Below are 16,011 nucleotides of genomic sequence, written 5' to 3' on the forward strand. Positions count from 1 at the left end.
CGCCACGCCGGGCCGCCCACCATAGACCTCGTCAACCTCAAACCCCTGATACCCGAACCGGTCCGCGCGCCGTCCCAGCCGACATCCCTGCAGCTCGCAGCCTAGATCATCAAGCTAAGTGGCATTGGATCAGGCGCCGACGGCGGCGAGGCGCTCCTTACGCAGCCGCTGATGCCAGCGCTCGTCCACCGGCGAGGGCGCGCTGTCGCCATCCGCCCAGGACAGGATCAGGTCCGCCAGCGCCGGGTTGCGCGCGAGCACCGGGCCGTGCAGGTAGGTGCCCGCGATCGTGCCGGCGTGCGCGCCGTCGGTGCCCGCGCCGGCGCCGTTGCCGTTGCCGACCCGCACCGTGCCCAGCGGCCGCACCCCCTGGCCCAGCAGCGTGGTGCCCATGTGGTTCTCGAAGCCGGTCAACGGCCCCAGGCCCGCGCCGCCCACCGCCAACTGCGGATCTGAGTCAGCGACGACCTCGCCGACGCAGCGCACGCTGCCGCGGTGCGAGGTCACGTCGATCAGCCCGAGTCCGGGCAGCACGCCCTCCTGCTCGTCGTAGAAGGTGTGGCCCATCAGCTGGAAGCCGGCGCACACCGCGAGTACCGCGGCGCCGCGGCCGGCCGCGCGCGTCAGGCCCGGGTCTCGGCGCAGCCGCTCGGCGGCCAGGCGCTGCGGGCGGTCCTCCCCGCCGCCGATCAGATAGATGTCGCCCTGTTCGGGCACGGCCTGGTCGCTGCGCACGTCGACGCGCTCGACGCGGTGCCCGCGCGCCGCCGCCCGGTACTCCAGGATCAGCGCATTGCCCTGGTCGCCGTAGGTGGACAGCAGATCCGGGTAGATCCACACGATCCGCAGCGCGCTCGGACCGGGCGCGGGGCGCCCCTGGGACACGGACACTCAGGCACCTACCTTCTGGCGCAGCTGCTGGAACGCGGTGTAGTTCGCGATCACGTCGATCAGGCCCTCGGGCGCGGCCGCGAGCGCGGCGTCCAGGTCGTCGTGCACGGTGAAGTCCACGCCGGCGACCTGCAGGCGCACCGCCAGGTCCAGGCGCCGCTGTCCGATCACCAGCACCGGACGGCCGCGCAGGCGCGTGTAGTCCACGTCCCACAGCCAGGAGGTGTCGGTGCCGTCGGCGCCCAGGGCGTTGACCGACAGCAGCACCGGATGCGCGTCGGCACCGGCCACGAGGTCGAACGTCTCCAGCCACCCGGCCGGATTCTTGGCCAGCAGCAGCCGCAGCTGGCGTCCCCGATAGCTGACCGTGTCGTAGCGGCCGGCGACGGCGGCCACCTGCTCCATGCGCGCGACCGCGCGGTGCGGGTCGACACCGAACAGGGACGCGACGGCGGCGGCCGTGGTGGCGTTGGCGCGGTTCGCGCGGCCGGGCAGCCGCAGGCCGCCCAACGGCACGCGCACCCCGTACGGGTCGCGCAGCGCCTCGCCGTCCAGGACCCAGGTCGGCTGGGGCCGGCGCAGGTCGCAGGCGGCGCAGTGCCATTCCTGCCCGGTGCGCTGCAGCACGCCGCCGCATCGGGGGCAGGACCAGGCGTCTTCCTGCCAAGCCTGCCCGGCGGCGACCCACACCACGCGCTCGACCTGCCCGGCGGCCCACACCACCAGCGGGTCGTCGCAGTTCGCGACGATCGTCGCCGAGCTGCCCGCCAGCCCATCGCGCCAGCGCTGGGCGAGCATCCGGGTCTCGGCGGCGCGGTCGAGCTGGTCGCGCGAGAGGTTCAGCAGCGCGATCGCGCTGGGGGTGGTCTGCGTGGCGACCGCGGGCAGGTACTTCTCGTCGACCTCGATCACGGCGTAGCGCGCGTCGCGGTCGGTGGCCATCGCGGCGGTGATCCCGGCGGGCATGTTCGCGCCCAGGGCGTTGGAGACCACCGGGCCCAGGGCCCGCAGCGCCTCGGCGATCAGGCGCGTGGTGGTGGTCTTGCCGTTGGTGGCGGACACCAGCACGCAGGTGCGCCCCGCGGTCAGGCGCGCCAGCAGCCGGGGGTCCAGGCGCAGCGCCACCCGCCCGCCGATCACGCCGCCGGAGCCGCGGCCCGCGGCTCGCGAGACCGCGCCGGTGACCTTCCCGGCCGCGACCGCGACCTTCGCGCGCGCCGGCAGGTCAGCCGGGTCCTGCGCCGCCGCGCCGTGCCCGGCGCCCTCGTCCTGGGACGCCACCGTCGTGTCCACCCGGTGCCTTTCCGCTCCGCCGCCGCGCCGGACCGCGACCGGCGCGGCGCTCATGCTACCGCCAGGCAAGATCGCCCGTGATATCGGCAGGTCAGAACAGGGCAAGGTCCGCGCAGGAGCGGCTGGTACGGCGGGTCACGCCGCGGGCGGGAGCCTCGATGCGCACCGGCTCGCCGAACTCGAACAGGTCCACGGTCACCGCGTGATCCGCGGTCGGGTCGTCCGCCGGGGTCCAGTGCGCAAGCTCCAGGCGCAGCCGCACTATCCGCGGCACCCCGCCCTCGCCCCCGGACCCGTCGTCGCTCGCGTCGTCGTTCTCGGCGTCGGGTTCAGCGCCGGCGGTTTCGGCCGGGTCGACGAACGCGGTCAGCACGAGGGTGTTGGCGCCGTGGTCGCGCAGCTGCCGGGCCAGGCGGGCCAGCAGCCGGTCCGGGTCGGCCGGCTTGGGTTTGAGGGTCACGGTGTACGCGTCCAGTGTTCGCCCGTCGATCTCGCGGGTGCCGGCCGGGTCCAGGGCGGCCGCTGCGCGCACCGCGGCGGCCAGCACCCGGGGCTCGGCGTAGGCGTGCAGGCCGCAGGCGTCCTGCTCGCTGAAGCTCTGCCACGCGCGCACAGGCAGGCTTTCGTCCTGAGCGCCGGCGTCCGGCGCGTCCTCGCCCGCGGCTTGATCCTCCGCCTCGTGTCCGTCCTCGTCAGCGTCCTGCTCGTCGGCGGCTTCGGCGGCTTCGGCGTCGAGCAGGTCGGCCTCGACACCGTCCTCGACCTCGCTCTCGTCCGACTCGTCCCGCTCGGCCACGTCGTCGAGTTCCGCGGAGGCGGACGGCGCGGCGGACGGCGCCAGGTTGTCCTCGTCGTCGAGCGCGGTCGCCCGGTACGCGGTGGACCCGACGCGCACGTATTCGAATGCATACTTGCCGCGGATCACGGTGGCGCGCGAGCGGTGGGCGGCGAAGTCCACCGCGCCCTCGCCGATCGCGGTGCCCGAGCCGTGCCGGCAGCGCCACGTGGTCGACATCGACGCGGTCGCCAGGCTTTCCAGCGCCTCGGCGATCCGCGCGGCGTCCAGCGCCGCCCGCCCGCCCGTGCGCGCCGCGCCCCGACCCCGTCCGAACAGCCGTATCGACGCCATCATGGCCCCGCAGCCTAGCGGTCCGGGAGGAGCGCGCGGTAGCCGCCGTCGCGCGGCCGGGTGGCGTGTGCCGCCGCGGGTGCGGGCGCTGCGAGAATACCCGGCGTGGACCTCTTCGAACGCCTGCCGGACACCACCGACCCCGACGCGCTGTACGCGGCGTTCACCGGATGGACCGACGCACGGGGCCTGACTCTCTACCCCGCGCAGGAGGAGGCGCTGATCGAGCTGGTCACCGGCGGCAACGTGATCCTGGCCACCCCCACCGGCTCGGGCAAGTCCCTGGTCGCGGCCGGCGCGCACTTCGCGGCGTACGCGCGCGGGCAGCGCTCCTACTACACCGCGCCGATCAAGGCGCTGGTCTCGGAGAAGTTCTTCGACCTGTGCGCCGCCTTCGGGTCCGCCAACGTGGGGATGCTCACCGGGGACGCATCGGTCAACCCGCTGGCGCCGATCATCTGCTGCACCGCGGAGGTGCTGGCGAGCATCGCGCTGCGCGACGGCGCCGAGGCGGACGCGGACGTGGTGGTGATGGACGAGTTCCACTTCTACGCCGACCCGGACCGCGGCTGGGCGTGGCAGGTGCCGCTGCTGGAGCTGCCGCGCGCGCAGTTCCTGCTGATGTCCGCGACGCTCGGGGACGTCGCCCGGTTCGAGACGGACCTGACGCGGCGCACCGGCCGCTCCACGCTGACGGTGCGCTCGGCGCAGCGGCCGGTGCCGCTGTCGTACTCGTACCGGATGACGCCGCTGCACGAGACCGTGCAGGAACTGCTCGAAGGCGTGCAGGCGCCCGTGTACATCGTGCACTTCACGCAGGCCGCCGCGATCGAGCGGGCCCAGTCGCTGATGAGCGTGAACGTGTGCACCCGCGCCGAGAAGGACGCGATCGCGCAGCTGATCGGCGGGTTCCGGTTCACCACCAGGTTCGGCAAGACCCTCTCCCGGTTCGTGCGCCACGGCATCGGGGTGCACCACGCCGGGATGCTGCCGAAGTACCGGCGGCTGGTCGAGCGCCTGGCGCAGGCCGGGCTGCTGAAGGTGATCTGCGGCACCGACACTCTCGGGGTGGGGGTGAACGTGCCGATCCGCACGGTGCTGTTCACGGCGCTGTCCAAGTACGACGGGCGGCGGGTGCGCCTGCTGCGCGCCCGCGAGTTCCACCAGATCGCCGGGCGGGCCGGGCGCGCCGGGTACGACACGATCGGGTATGTGGCCGCGCAGGCCCCCGACCATGTGATCGAGAACGAGCGGGCGCTGGCGAAGATCGGGGACGACCCGAAGCGGCGGCGCGGCTACACCCGCAAGAAGGCCCCGGAGGGTTTCATCGCCTGGAGCGAGGCGACCTTCCAGAAACTGATCGAGGCCGAACCCGAGCCGCTGGTCTCCCGCTTCCAGGTCACCCACGCGATGCTGCTGGCGGTCATCGCGCGGCCCGGCGACCCGTTCGCGGCGATGCGCCGGCTGCTTACGGACAATCACGAGCCGAAGTCGGCGCAGCGCCGGCACATCCACCGCGCGATCGCGATCTACCGCTCGCTGCTCGACGCGGGCGTGGTCGAGCGGCTCGCGCAGCCGGACGAGACCGGCCGCACGGTGCGCCTGACCGTGGACCTGCAGCAGGATTTCGCGCTCAACCAGGCGCTGTCCACCTTCGCGCTGGCCGCGTTCGACCTGCTCGACCCGCAGTCCCCGAGCTACGCGCTCGACGTGCTCTCGGTGGTGGAGTCGACGCTCGACGATCCGCGTCAGATCCTGGCGGCGCAGGAGAACAAGGCCAAGGGCGAGGCGGTGGCCGAGATGAAGGCCGCCGGGGTCGAGTACGAGGAGCGCGTCGAACGCCTGGCCGAGATCAGCTACCCCAAGCCGCTGGCGGAACTGCTCACGCACGCCTACGAGCTCTACCGGCGCGCGCACCCGTGGATCGGCGACCACCCGCTCAGCCCCAAGGCGGTGGTGCGGGAGATGTACGAGCAGGCGATGACGTTCTCCGACTACGTCGCCACCTACCAGCTCGCGCGCGCCGAGGGCATCGTGCTGCGTTACCTGGCCGACGCGTACAAGACGCTGCGGCACACGGTGCCCGAGCACACCAAGAGCGAGGAGTTGCACGACTTGATCGAGTGGCTCGGGGAGATCGTGCGCCAGGTGGACTCCAGCCTGGTGGACGAGTGGGAGGCGCTGACCAATCCCGAGGCGGCCGCCGAGATCGCGGCCACCGGGGACGACGCGCCGCCGCCGGTGACCGCCAATCCGCGCGCGTTCCGCGTCCTGGTGCGCAACGCGCTGTTCCGGCGGGTCGAGCTGGCCGCGAAGGACGACGCCGACGCGCTCGCGGACCTGGACGGCGAGGACGCGCTGGTCATGCAGGAGCTGGGGCTCGCGGCGACCGAGGAGTGGGACGGGGCGTGGAGCGCGGACGACTGGGATGAGGCGCTGGGGGAGTACTACGCGCAGCACGAGCAGATCCTCACGGGCCCCGACGCGCGCGGCCCGAAGCTGCTGTTCGTGCAGGAGGAGGAGCTCAACAGCAACCAGGACCGGGTGTGGAAGGTGCGGCAGGTGATCGACGACCCGGCCGGAGACCGCGACTGGATGCTGACCGCGGAGGTGGACCTGGGCGCGAGCGACGCCGCGGGGCGCGCGGTGCTGCGGGTGCTGGATTTCGCCCGGCTGGGGTGACCAGGCCGGCGGCGGGCCGCCGCCCGCGCACGCAGCACGCGGCACGCGGCGCGGGCGGCCGCCGGCTCTCCTCGCGTCAGAGCCTTCGGGGCGTCAGAACCTTGATGTGTCCACGGTGATCGGCTGCTCAAGCGGCAGGACGAGCTCTTCGCCGAAGGGGAGCGCGCTCACCTCGCAGTATCGGCCCCCGGCCGGGTCGCTGTGCAGCACGCACCTGCGCCGCTTCTGATCAACCAGCAGATACAGCGGAACCTCCGCGCGCGCATAGCCGGCCGCCTTCGCGTAGTCCCGCGTCTCCTGTCCCGGTGAGGTCACCTCGACTGCGAGCAGGCACATACTCATCTGGAAGAGCCACTGCGTTCGGCTGTCCATCAGCTTGTCGGGCATCAGCGCGAGATCGGGGATGTACCGATCCCCGTCGGGCTCTTCGAGCGTGCAGTTGTCGTAAAGCCGGTGCCCGTGCGGCAGTCGGCCGTACGCGGCCTCTCGAATGTCCTGAAGAATGAATCCGTGCTTGCCGAACGGTGACGCTGCCACGGTGATCTGACCCCCGATGATCTCGGCTCGGTAGCCGTCGGGCAGTTCGAGATCGTCGTGAATCGAATGCATCACGTCGAGCAGGTCGTGCTCTCGGTCAGACATCACGATCGTCATCGTCCCACCTCCTCGTTGTCGTTGGAAAGCCGCAGCGCCGTGCGCGGCGGCGACAGCAACCGTGGCAGCCTTTCGCACGGGTTTTCCACGGTTACGCGCACTGCCACGCGAAAGTGTGATCTTGTGGTGTAGGAAGGGCGCCGTTCTCTTGCCACGGAGGCTTGTTCATGCTCGTCACCAACCACGTGTTGTCCGGGGCGCTGCTGGGCGCCGCCGTGCGCAGCCCCGCCGCCGCGCTGCCGCTCGGGGTCGCCTCGCACTTCGCGCTCGACGCGCTGCCGCACTGGGGCCAGTGGCTCAGCCGGGCGCACTTCCTGCGCGTCGCCACCGCCGACGGGCTGACCGGCCTGGCCGTGATGGGCGCGGCCGCCGCGCTCACCCCGCCCGAGCGCCGGGCCGGCGTGGTCGCGGGCATGGTCGGGGCGGCGCTGCCGGATCTGGACAAGCCGACGCGGGTCTTCTTCGGGTTCTCACCCTTCCCTCGGCGCGTCAACGATTTCCACGGCCGCATCCAGGACGAGGCGCCCGGCAGGTTCTACAGTCACGAAGTGGTCGCCGGCGCGCTGTTCGCGGCCGGGTTCGCGGCGCTGACCGCGGCGGCCCGCGCGGGCCGCCGGACGCGCGCACGCCCGTGACCCGGGTGCAACCGGCCGGAAACGTGCCGTGGCGAGACTGGCGGGGCCGGGCGACGGCGACGGCTTTCTGTCCACTGCGTGCACTGATCCACATCGGCGACGAGGGATGAGGAGGAGCCGTGCTGTTGCGGTTGCGGATCTGGGTGGCCGACCGGCCCGGGGCGCTCGGCCAGGTCACCCGGGAGCTGGGCGCCTGCGGCGCGGACATCGTGCAGGTCAGCGTCCTGAGCCGGGAACGCGGGCGGGCGCTGGACGAGATCACCGTCTTCCTGCCCGAGCAGGAGCAGCGCGACCGGCTCGAACGCGCCCTGCGCGCGCTGACCTCGGTGACCGTCGAGGGGATCCGGCCCTCCGGGGAGGTGCCCGGCGCGTTTCCCGACCTGGACCTGCTCGGACGGGTGGCCGCCGACCCGCGCGCCGCGCTGAACCTGCTCGCGGAGGCGCTGCCGCGGATCCTGGCCGCGGACTGGGCCGTGGTCGTGCCCGCCGGGGCCGGCGGGCCGCTGCCGGCCGCCGCGGTGACCGCCCGCAGCTGGAGCGCGCCGCGCGAGATCGAGGTGCCGCAGCTGCCCCAGCGCGCCGCGGCGGTGTCGGTGGGCGGGACCCGGTACGCGTGCGCTCCGGTCGGCGAGAGCGGGCTGCTGCTGGTGGTCGCCCGGATCGGCGATCCGGCGTTCCACCGCTTCGAGGTGATGCGCCTGGCGCGCGTCACGCAGGTCGCCGCCGCGATAGCCGGGTCGCGGCTCGGCGCGCGCGCCCCCGCCTCCAGCGCGCAGGACGGCAGCTGACGGCCCGGGGCGCAGGTCCCGGCACGCGCCGGCCCGGCGAGGCGCGCCGGCATCGGCACATCGGCAACGCGCCGGGCGGGCCGCTGCCCCGCGGCACCGGGATCGCCGCGGCGGCGCGCTCGAGGCCGCCGATCGGTCGATCCGCGGTCCCGTCGAGCCCCGGCCGTCGAGCCCGGCCCCGTTCAGGCGGTGGCCGGCGATTCGCCGCGGGCCGCTCGCGGCGGGCGGCGGCGCAGGAAACGGGCCTCCACGTACCGGTGCGACGGCGCCGCACACGCGAACGACCCCGCCAGCAGCAGCGGCGCGATCACCGGCCAACCGCTGCCCGGCAGGTTGTGGTGCAGCAGCCGGGAGACGGCATCGTTGTACAGGTACAGCCCGTAACTGACCGTGCCGGTGTAGCGCAGCGGCCGCGCGCAGAACACCGCCGCCGCCGGCCCCGGGCGCGGCCCGAGCAAACCCGCCAGCAGTAGCCCCCCGCACGCGGCCGCCGCCAGGTACGTGCCCTGCGTGCCCAGCGGCGCGCGCCACGCCAGCAACGCCAGACCCGCCAGCGCGGCCGGCACCGCCGCCGCGCCCTCCACCGCGCCCGGCAGCAGCCGGTGGCGCCACGCGACCGCGAGCGCGCACCCCAGCAGCAGTTCCGCGCCGCGCCCCAGCGGGTCGAAGAACACCTGCCCCGGCGCGACCAGACCGCCGGCGTCCACCGCCGCACCGGCCGCCGCCAGCGCCACGGCCGCCAGCAGCACCCCGGCCGCCAGCCGGCGCGGGTCGCCGCGCCCGGACGGGCGCACCCCGCCGCGCAGGCACGCCGCCAACGCCGGCGGCCAGAGCAGGTAGAACTGCTCCTCGCACGCCAGCGACCAGGTCGGGGTGAACGCCCCCAGCGGCGCCCCGCCCAGCCACACCGCCACATTCGACGCGAACGCCCACGTCGCAGCCACCTGCTGGCGCAGCGGCCAGCGGTCGAGCAACTGGTGCGCCGTCAGCGAGACCGCCGCGACCGCGACGGTGAGCAGCGCCAGCGCGGGCAGGATCCGGCGGGCGCGGCGCGCGTAGAAGGCTCGCAGCGCGATCCGCCCGCCGCGCGCGTGCTCCTCCAGCAGCAGCGAGGTGATCAGGAACCCGGAGAGCACGAAGAACAGGTCCACCCCGATCCACGCGGCCCGCAACGGCAGGTGCGCGTGGTCGCAGATCACCAGCAGCACCGCCGCGCCGCGCACCCCGTCCAGCGCCGGTCGGCGCCCCAGCCGCCGCACCGCGGGCCCCTGCGGCCCGTCGGGCGCCACCGATACCGCTACGGCCAGTGGCGCGCCCGCACGCTCGCGCACCCTCTCGCCGCCGCCCACCCGTGCACGATACGGCCTGCGCTCAGGCTGCACCGAAACGCCCCCGGCGTGCGCCCGCCGGCCGCGCCCCCGGCCGACCGGCGCCGAAACCCGCGGCCGAAGCGGTCGAAAAGGGGGCACACCAGGCCGGTGTGCGGCAGTTCACACCCAGCGCCGCACGGCGGGGGTGAGCGGGAATAGCGCGCCGTGGCACACTCTTGGATTAGACAGCAACAGCGTGCTCCGGGGTCGGTGCAATTCCGAACCGGCGGTGACAGTCCGCGACCCGCGAGGGCAGCGCACCCGGCCAACCGGCCGGACGCTCCCGGACGGTGGATCCGGTGGAATTCCGGAACCGACGGTGAAAGTCCGGATGGGAGGCAGCACGCGGGAGCGTCGGCTCGTGCACGCGCACGCCGCCCGCCCGCTCCCGGCCCTTGCGTGGCCGGGACACCCTCGGCGGGGCCAACGGCGCGCCCGTGCGCCCGCCCGCACGCTCCTTGACGCCTCCCTTCGCCCGCGCCCCGGGGCCGCCCGCAGTGGCGCGACGGCGAGAGGGAGAGCAGCAAACGATGTTCACCGGCATCATCGAAGAACTCGGCGAGGTCCTCGCCGTCGAGATCCTGTCCGACGCCGCCCGTTTCACCATCCGCGGACCCGTGGTCACCGCGGACGCGACCCACGGCGCCTCCATCGCGGTCAACGGCGTGTGCCTGACCGTCACCGACCCGACCGGCGCCGACACGCTCGCCGAAGGCCGGTTCACCGCCGACGTGATGGCCGAATCCCTCAGCCGTTCCAGCCTCGGCGACCTGGCCCCCGGCGACCGGGTCAACCTGGAACGCCCGATGAGCGCCGCCGGCCGATTCGGCGGACACATCGTGCAGGGACACGTCGACGGCACCGGCACCGTGCTGGCGCGCAGCCCGAGCGAGCACTGGGAAGTGGTGAGCATCGGCCTGCCGGCGCGGCTGGCGCGGTACGTGGTCGAGAAGGGCTCGATCACCGTCGACGGGATCAGCCTGACCGTCGCGTCCGTCTCCGACGCCGCCGCCGCCGGCGAGAGCGCGTTCACCGTCTCGCTGATCCCCGCCACCCTCGCCCAGACGACCCTGGGCATCAAGCGGCCCGGCGCGCGGGTCAACCTCGAAGTCGACGTGATCGCGAAGTACACCGAGCGGCTGCTGGCCGGCCCCGCCCGGATCGCCGACCCCGAAGGGGCCGCGCCCGAGGGCTCCGACCCCGAGGGCTCCGACCCCGAAGGGGCCGCGCTCGCCGCGGCGAGCGCCGGAGCAGCGCGATGAACCACCTGTTCGGATGGGCCGACCTGGTCGCCTTCCGGCTCGGCGGCGAAACCGTGCGCTGGTCCGACCTGCTGGGCAACCTGCTCGGCCTGGCGACCGTCGCCCTGGCGCTGCGCCGCAGCCTGTGGACCTGGCCGGTGCAGATCACCGGCGCGGTGCTGCTGCTGGGCGCCGACATGGCCGTGCACCTGGGCGGCACCGCCGCCCGGCAACTGGCCGTTATCGCGCTGGCCGGCTACGGCTGGGCCCGCTGGCGGCGTGCGGGCGATGCCGCGGCCGCGAGCGGACCCGGCGGCGCGGTACGGGTGCGCTGGGCCGGCTGGACGCAGCGCGCGCTGCTGCTGGCCGCGATCGCCGCCGGCACCGGCGCGTTCGCCTGGCTGCTCTCGGCGACCCACAGCTCCTGGAACCCGCTGCCCGACGCGTACATCTTCATCGGAACCCTCGCCGCCACCCTCGCGCAGGGCCGCGGCTGGGTGGAGTTCTGGCTGGTGTGGATCGCCGTCGACGTCGTGGGCGTGCCGCTGGCGTTCCACAGCGGCCTGCCGGTCTCCGGTTTCACCTACGTCGTGTACTTCGCCCTCGTGCTCGCCGGACTGCGCCAGTGGGCCCGCCTGGCCGGCAGCGGCGGCGACGCGGCGGCACCCGCACCGGGCAGCGCGCCGGCCTCGGTCACACCGTCCGCCGCCCCGACCGACACCCGCACCGCCGCCGAAGGGGTACACGCATGAGCGCCGAAACACTCGAACGCACCACGCTGCTCGACACCGTCGAGACCGCGATCGCCCAGATCGCCGCCGGACGCCCCGTGGTGGTCGTCGACGACGAGGACCGCGAGAACGAAGGCGACATCATCTTCGCCGCCGTGCACGCCACCGCCGAACTGCTGGCCTTCACCGTGCGCTACTCCAGCGGCGTGATCTGCGTGCCGATGCCCCCGCAGCGCGCGGACCTGCTCGGCCTGCCGCCGATGACCGCCGTCAACGAGGACCGCAAGGGCACCGCGTTCACCGTCAGCGTCGACGCCCGCCACGGCGTGAGCACCGGCATCAGCGCCGCCGACCGCGCCCACACCATACGGCTGCTGGCCGACGAGGCCACCACCGCGGGCGACCTGACCCGCCCCGGGCACGTCTTCCCGCTGCGCGCACGCCCCGGCGGGGTGCTCGAACGCCCCGGGCACACCGAGGCCGCCGTCGACCTGGCGCGCCTGGCCGCACTGCCGCCGATCGGCGTGCTCGTCGAGATCGTCAACGACGACGGCACCATGGCCCGGCTGCCCGACCTGCTGCCCTTCGCCGCCCGCCACGGCCTGGCGATCATCTCCATCGCCGACCTGATCGCCTACCGGACGGCCCGCTCGCGCTGAACGCGCCTGCGATAACGTCGGGACCGCACCGACCGCACCGAGCGCACCGAGCGCACCGAGCGCACCGAGCGTCGCCGTGCCCGGCGGCCGCGCCCGCGGCCGGCCGAGCGGGCAGCACGCCACGAGAGAACCTGGAACTGGAGAACGCGTGTCCGGCACCGGAGCACCGCAACTGGTCGTGGACCCCGCGGACCTGAGGAAGTGCGCGCAGCTGCGCGTCGGCATCGTGGCCGCCCAGTGGCACACCGAGGTCATGGACGCGCTGCTGGACAACGCCCGCGAAGCACTCGCCGAGATCGGCATCGCCGAGCCGCGCGTCCTGCGCGTGCCCGGCTGCTTCGAACTGCCGGTCGCCGCGTACGCCATGGCCAAGCGCCGCTACGACGCGATCATCGCCCTCGGGGTCGTGGTGCGCGGCGGCACCCCGCACTTCGAGTACGTCTGCCGGGCCGCCACCGACGGACTGGCGAAGCTCGCCGTCGAATCCGGCATCCCGGTCGGGTTCGGCGTGCTCACCTGCGACACCGAGCAGCAGGCGCTCGACCGCGCGGGCCTGCCCGGATCAGCCGAGGACAAGGGCCGCGAGGCCGCGCTCAGCGCCGTGGCCACCGCGCTCACACTCAAGGGGCTGGGCGAACATTGACATCCTCCGCCGCCCTGAAGGGCGGGGATTCCACCCGTCGCCGGGTGGGTTTCCTGCTTCGTCACCGACTGCCCGCCGGGCATGCGCCCCTTGGGTCTGACACCGGCTCCACAGGCCAACACGGCGAGCCCCGCCGCCTGCGTGTCGGTGGGGTGGAAGCGGTACTTGAAAGCCTGCTTGACCTGCTGTGTCGCGTTTACGGGATATCACGCCTGAGTGTAAGGAGCGCGAGGTTATGAGGGATGCGGTTCCTCCCCGCCCTGAAGGACGGGGCATCCCCGCAAGAAATCCGGTGACCGGACCGGCGAACACGCCCGCCGCGCAAGAGGCGGCCGCGGGCGGCAAGAGCTTCGAGCGGCTGCACGCCGAACTGGCCGCCAAACTCGCCGCCGGCGCCGAGGGCTCGCGAACCGTCGAACTCGTGCGCGCCGGAGTGCACACGATCGGCAAGAAGATCGTCGAGGAGGCCGCCGAGGTGTGGATGGCCGCCGAGCACGAGGACGCGGCGCGCACCGCCGAGGAGATCAGCCAGCTGCTCTACCACCTGCAGGTGCTCATGTTCGCCCGCGGCGTCAGCCTCGACGAGGTCTACGCCTACCTGTAGTCCGCGAGCGCGCCCGCCGCGCCGCCCCGCCCGCACCCCGTACGAAAGGTAGGGCCCCTTCCATGCTGCGCATCGCCGTGCCCAACAAGGGATCGCTGTCCGAGGCGGCCTGCGAGATGCTGCACGAGGCCGGCTACCGGCAGCGCAAGGACCGGGAACTGCTGGTGGCCGACCCGGCCTCCGGAGCCGAGCTGTTCTTCCTGCGCCCCCGCGACATCGCCACCTACGTCGGCTCCGGGCGTCTGGACGTCGGCATCACCGGCCGCGACCTGCTGCTGGACTCCGGCGCGCACGCCGAGGAGATCATGGCGCTGGGTTTCGCGCGCTCCACCTTCCGCTTCGCCGGCCGGCCCGGCACCGGCTCCACCATCGAGGACCTGGCCGGGCTGCGCGTGGCCAGCTCCTACACCGGCGTGGTGCAGGCGCACCTGGCCGCCGCCGGAGTACACGCCGAGGTCGTCAAGCTCGACGGCGCCGTGGAGATCGCCATCGAGCTGGGCGTGGCCGACGTGATCGCGGACGTGGTGGAGACCGGCACCACGCTGCGGCAGATGGGCCTGGAGCTGATCGGCTCGCCGATCCTGCACTCCGAGGCGGTGCTGGTGCGCCGCCGCGGCGCCGAACCCGATCCCGCGGTCGAGCAGTTCTTGCGCCGTATGCAGGGCGTGCTGGTCGCCCGGCGCTACGTGCTGATGGACTACGACGTGCGCGCCGAGCGGCTCGAGGACGCCGTCGCGGTGACCCCCGGGCTGGAGTCGCCCACCATCTCCCCGCTGCACACCGAGGGCTGGGTCGCGGTGCGCTCCATGGTGCTGCGCGAGGACGCCCAGCGCATCATGGACGACCTTTGGGGCCTGGGTGCGCGCGCTATCCTCGTGACCGACATCCGGGCGTGCCGCCTGTGACACGGCCCGCGGCAGGCTGACGAGACGGGAGCGATGGCACCCAACAGCAGCGAGCGGCAGGGCGGCGCGGTCGGCTCACCGGGCGAGCAGGGGCTGCCCGTGCTGCCCATCACGTGGCGCCCGTCGCGCACCCGCGCCATCGTCGTCACCGTCGCCGTGCTGATGGCCTGCTCCATGAGCCTGGTCGCGGCGCTGCTGCCCAGCGACGGAGGCGCTCCGTGGCCGCTGCCGGACCGCATCGCGTTCGGCGGGGTCGGGTTCGTCGCGGCCGCGGTGCTGTGCGTGCTGGCGCGCCCCAAGGTGGTCGCCGACCGCGGCGGGCTGACGGTGGTCAACATGCTGCGCACCCACCGGCTGGAGTGGCCGCAGATCGTGCGGGTGAACCTGCGGCCCGGCGACCCGTGGGTGCTGCTGGACCTCGACTCCGGCGAGACGCTGCCCGCCATGGGCATCCAGCCGTCCAACGGGCCCGGCGCCGCACTGCAGGCCGTGGCGGACCTGCGCTCCCTGGTGGAGCTGTACTCCTACACGGGCCGCGGCGACTGAGAGTCTGAGCCCGCGGCGTTCGAGCGCGCGCCCGCAGTCACGCCGAGGCGCGCAGCGTGAGCGTGGTCGGCAGGGTCAGGGACTGCACCTGCGCGCCCTCCACCCGGGCCAGCAGCAGCCGCACCAGATCGCGCGCCACCTGCTCGATCGGCTGGCGCACCGAGCTGAGCGGCGGGTCGCAGGACTGCGCGACGCCCAGGTCGTCGAACCCGACCACCGCCACGTCCTCGGGCACGCGCCGCCCGGCCTCGCGCAGCGCCCGCAGCGCCCCGCGCGCCATCAGGTCCGAGGCCCCGAAGACCGCGTCCAGGCGCGGATCGGCCTCCAGCAGGGCGCGCGTGGCCTCGAACCCGCGGCGCTCGGTGAAGTCCCCGGGCACGGCGCGCGGTTCGAGGCCCGCCTCGTGCAGCGTCTGCCGGTATCCGGCCAGCCGGTCCTGCCCGGCGGTCATGTCCTGCGGCCCGGCGATCGTGGCTATGCGGCGGCGGCCCAGCCGCAGCAGGTGCTCGGTGGCCTGCCGCGCGCCGTAGACGTTGTCGACGTCCACGTATGGCAGCGGTGCGTGCGCCGCGGCGGGACGCCCGCCGTGCACCACCGGCACCCCGGCGCCGGACAGGATCCCCGGCAGCGGGTTCGCCTCGTGCACCGAGACCAGGATCACCCCGTCCACGTGCCCCGAGGTCACATACCGCTCCATGCGCCCGCGCGCCGGCGTCGCGCCGCTCTGGCCCTGCATCACCAGCACCAGTTGCAGCTCGGTGGCGTCCAGCGCCCGGTTGACCTCGGTGACCAGCGTGGTCAGGTACGGGTCGGCGAAGAAGAACGCGTCCGGCTCCGGAATGATCATCGCCAGGGAGTCGGTCCGGCGCGTCACCAGGGTGCGCGCGGCGCGGTTGGGGACGTAGCCGAGCTCGTCGATCGCGGCCTCGACCGCCTCGCGCACCTCGGGCGAGACCTTCGGTGAGTTGTTGATCACCCGGGAGACCGTCGCCCGGGACACCCCGGCGTAGGCCGCCACCGTCTCCAGCGTGGGTGCGCCGCCCGTCGTCGTGGCCATCCGCTCCTGTCCTGCCCTCGTCACCCTGCCGCCGGCCGCGTGACCGCGCACCGTGGCGCACAGGTCACGGTACCAGCACAGGGCCCCGGGCGAAGATCCCGTGCGCCGGCGCGCCCGAGTGCGCCGCCGGCGGCCTCAAGACCCGCCGACGGCACCGGACAGCCCGCCCGCCAACTGCCCGAC

Annotated in this window: 15 protein-coding genes, 1 pseudogene and 1 riboswitch; of the genes and pseudogenes, 10 read left to right on the forward strand and 6 right to left on the reverse strand. The window is 73.9% G+C overall.

Annotated features, from left to right (window positions below):
• Nucleotides 1–129: 129 nt before the first annotated feature.
• The 3 genes from KGA66_RS23945 to KGA66_RS23955 are packed head-to-tail and all read right to left on the reverse strand — an operon-like array spanning nt 130 to nt 3,316.
• Complete coding sequence (locus KGA66_RS23945; protein WP_211470878.1) at nt 130–891, reverse strand: type 1 glutamine amidotransferase; 762 nt, start codon at nt 889–891, stop codon at nt 130–132.
• Entirely contained in the window at nt 892–2,238 is a 1,347-nt protein-coding gene (locus KGA66_RS23950) for a Mur ligase family protein (RefSeq protein ID WP_211470880.1), read from the reverse strand. It abuts the gene before it with no gap.
• A gap of 37 nt (nt 2,239–2,275) precedes the next feature.
• On the reverse strand, nt 2,276–3,316 hold the full coding sequence (locus KGA66_RS23955) for a hypothetical protein (RefSeq protein WP_211470882.1): 1,041 nt from the start codon (nt 3,314–3,316) through the stop codon (nt 2,276–2,278).
• 93 nt (nt 3,317–3,409) lie between these two features.
• On the opposite strand from KGA66_RS23955, the gene KGA66_RS23960 reads away from it, so the two are divergent.
• A complete protein-coding gene (locus tag KGA66_RS23960) occupies nt 3,410–5,995 on the forward strand; it encodes a DEAD/DEAH box helicase (protein WP_211470908.1) in 2,586 nt (861 codons plus the stop codon).
• 93 nt (nt 5,996–6,088) lie between these two features.
• Here KGA66_RS23960 and KGA66_RS23965 read toward each other — a convergent pair whose 3' ends face one another.
• On the reverse strand, nt 6,089–6,649 hold the full coding sequence (locus KGA66_RS23965; protein WP_211470884.1) for a Uma2 family endonuclease: 561 nt from the start codon (nt 6,647–6,649) through the stop codon (nt 6,089–6,091).
• 167 nt (nt 6,650–6,816) lie between these two features.
• Here KGA66_RS23965 and KGA66_RS23970 point away from each other — a divergent pair, with 167 nt between their 5' ends.
• Both KGA66_RS23970 and KGA66_RS23975 read left to right on the forward strand, forming a co-directional pair.
• Nucleotides 6,817–7,284: a metal-dependent hydrolase gene (locus KGA66_RS23970; RefSeq protein ID WP_211470886.1), complete on the forward strand. Its 468-nt coding sequence runs from the start codon at nt 6,817–6,819 to the stop codon at nt 7,282–7,284.
• A gap of 119 nt (nt 7,285–7,403) precedes the next feature.
• Nucleotides 7,404–8,072, forward strand: coding sequence for an ACT domain-containing protein (locus tag KGA66_RS23975; RefSeq protein ID WP_211470888.1), 669 nt, complete (start codon nt 7,404–7,406; stop codon nt 8,070–8,072).
• A gap of 182 nt (nt 8,073–8,254) precedes the next feature.
• Here the strand turns inward: KGA66_RS23975 and KGA66_RS23980 are convergent, their stop codons facing one another.
• The gene (locus tag KGA66_RS23980) at nt 8,255–9,421 is read right to left on the reverse strand and encodes an acyltransferase family protein (protein WP_211470890.1); all 1,167 of its coding nucleotides are present in this window, start codon (nt 9,419–9,421) and stop codon (nt 8,255–8,257) included.
• A 213-nt stretch (nt 9,422–9,634) separates the two neighbouring features.
• A riboswitch (FMN riboswitch) is annotated at nt 9,635–9,791 on the forward strand.
• Between the two features lie 181 nt (nt 9,792–9,972).
• Here KGA66_RS23980 and KGA66_RS23985 point away from each other — a divergent pair.
• The 7 genes and pseudogenes from KGA66_RS23985 (at nt 9,973) to KGA66_RS24015 (ending at nt 14,771) form a co-directional block, all read left to right on the forward strand.
• On the forward strand, nt 9,973–10,704 hold the full coding sequence (locus tag KGA66_RS23985; protein ID WP_211470892.1) for a riboflavin synthase: 732 nt from the start codon (nt 9,973–9,975) through the stop codon (nt 10,702–10,704).
• On the forward strand, nt 10,701–11,435 hold the full coding sequence (locus KGA66_RS23990) for a nicotinamide mononucleotide transporter family protein (RefSeq protein WP_211470894.1): 735 nt from the start codon (nt 10,701–10,703) through the stop codon (nt 11,433–11,435). Before KGA66_RS23985 ends, KGA66_RS23990 begins: the two co-directional genes overlap by 4 nt.
• Nucleotides 11,432–12,055: pseudogene (gene ribB, locus KGA66_RS23995) on the forward strand (3,4-dihydroxy-2-butanone-4-phosphate synthase); the annotation flags it as partial. The gene KGA66_RS23990 and the pseudogene ribB, both read left to right, overlap by 4 nt.
• Before the next feature lie 166 nt (nt 12,056–12,221).
• Nucleotides 12,222–12,716, forward strand: a complete 495-nt coding sequence (gene ribH / locus KGA66_RS24000; RefSeq protein ID WP_211470898.1) for a 6,7-dimethyl-8-ribityllumazine synthase — start codon at nt 12,222–12,224, stop codon at nt 12,714–12,716.
• A 292-nt stretch (nt 12,717–13,008) separates the two neighbouring features.
• The gene (locus tag KGA66_RS31205) at nt 13,009–13,320 is read left to right on the forward strand and encodes a phosphoribosyl-ATP diphosphatase (protein ID WP_312887055.1); all 312 of its coding nucleotides are present in this window, start codon (nt 13,009–13,011) and stop codon (nt 13,318–13,320) included.
• A 62-nt stretch (nt 13,321–13,382) separates the two neighbouring features.
• Nucleotides 13,383–14,225, forward strand: coding sequence for an ATP phosphoribosyltransferase (hisG, locus tag KGA66_RS24010; RefSeq protein WP_211470902.1), 843 nt, complete (start codon nt 13,383–13,385; stop codon nt 14,223–14,225).
• A gap of 33 nt (nt 14,226–14,258) precedes the next feature.
• Entirely contained in the window at nt 14,259–14,771 is a 513-nt protein-coding gene (locus KGA66_RS24015) for a PH domain-containing protein (protein ID WP_211470904.1), read from the forward strand.
• Nucleotides 14,772–14,808: 37 nt separating this feature from the next.
• Here KGA66_RS24015 and KGA66_RS24020 read toward each other — a convergent pair whose 3' ends face one another.
• Nucleotides 14,809–15,828, reverse strand: a complete 1,020-nt coding sequence (locus tag KGA66_RS24020; protein ID WP_211470906.1) for a LacI family DNA-binding transcriptional regulator — start codon at nt 15,826–15,828, stop codon at nt 14,809–14,811.
• Between the last annotated feature and the right edge of the window lie 183 nt (nt 15,829–16,011).

Origin of the sequence: Actinocrinis puniceicyclus (assembly GCF_018283645.1) — a bacterium.
GTDB lineage: Bacteria > Actinomycetota > Actinomycetes > Streptomycetales > Catenulisporaceae > Actinocrinis > Actinocrinis puniceicyclus.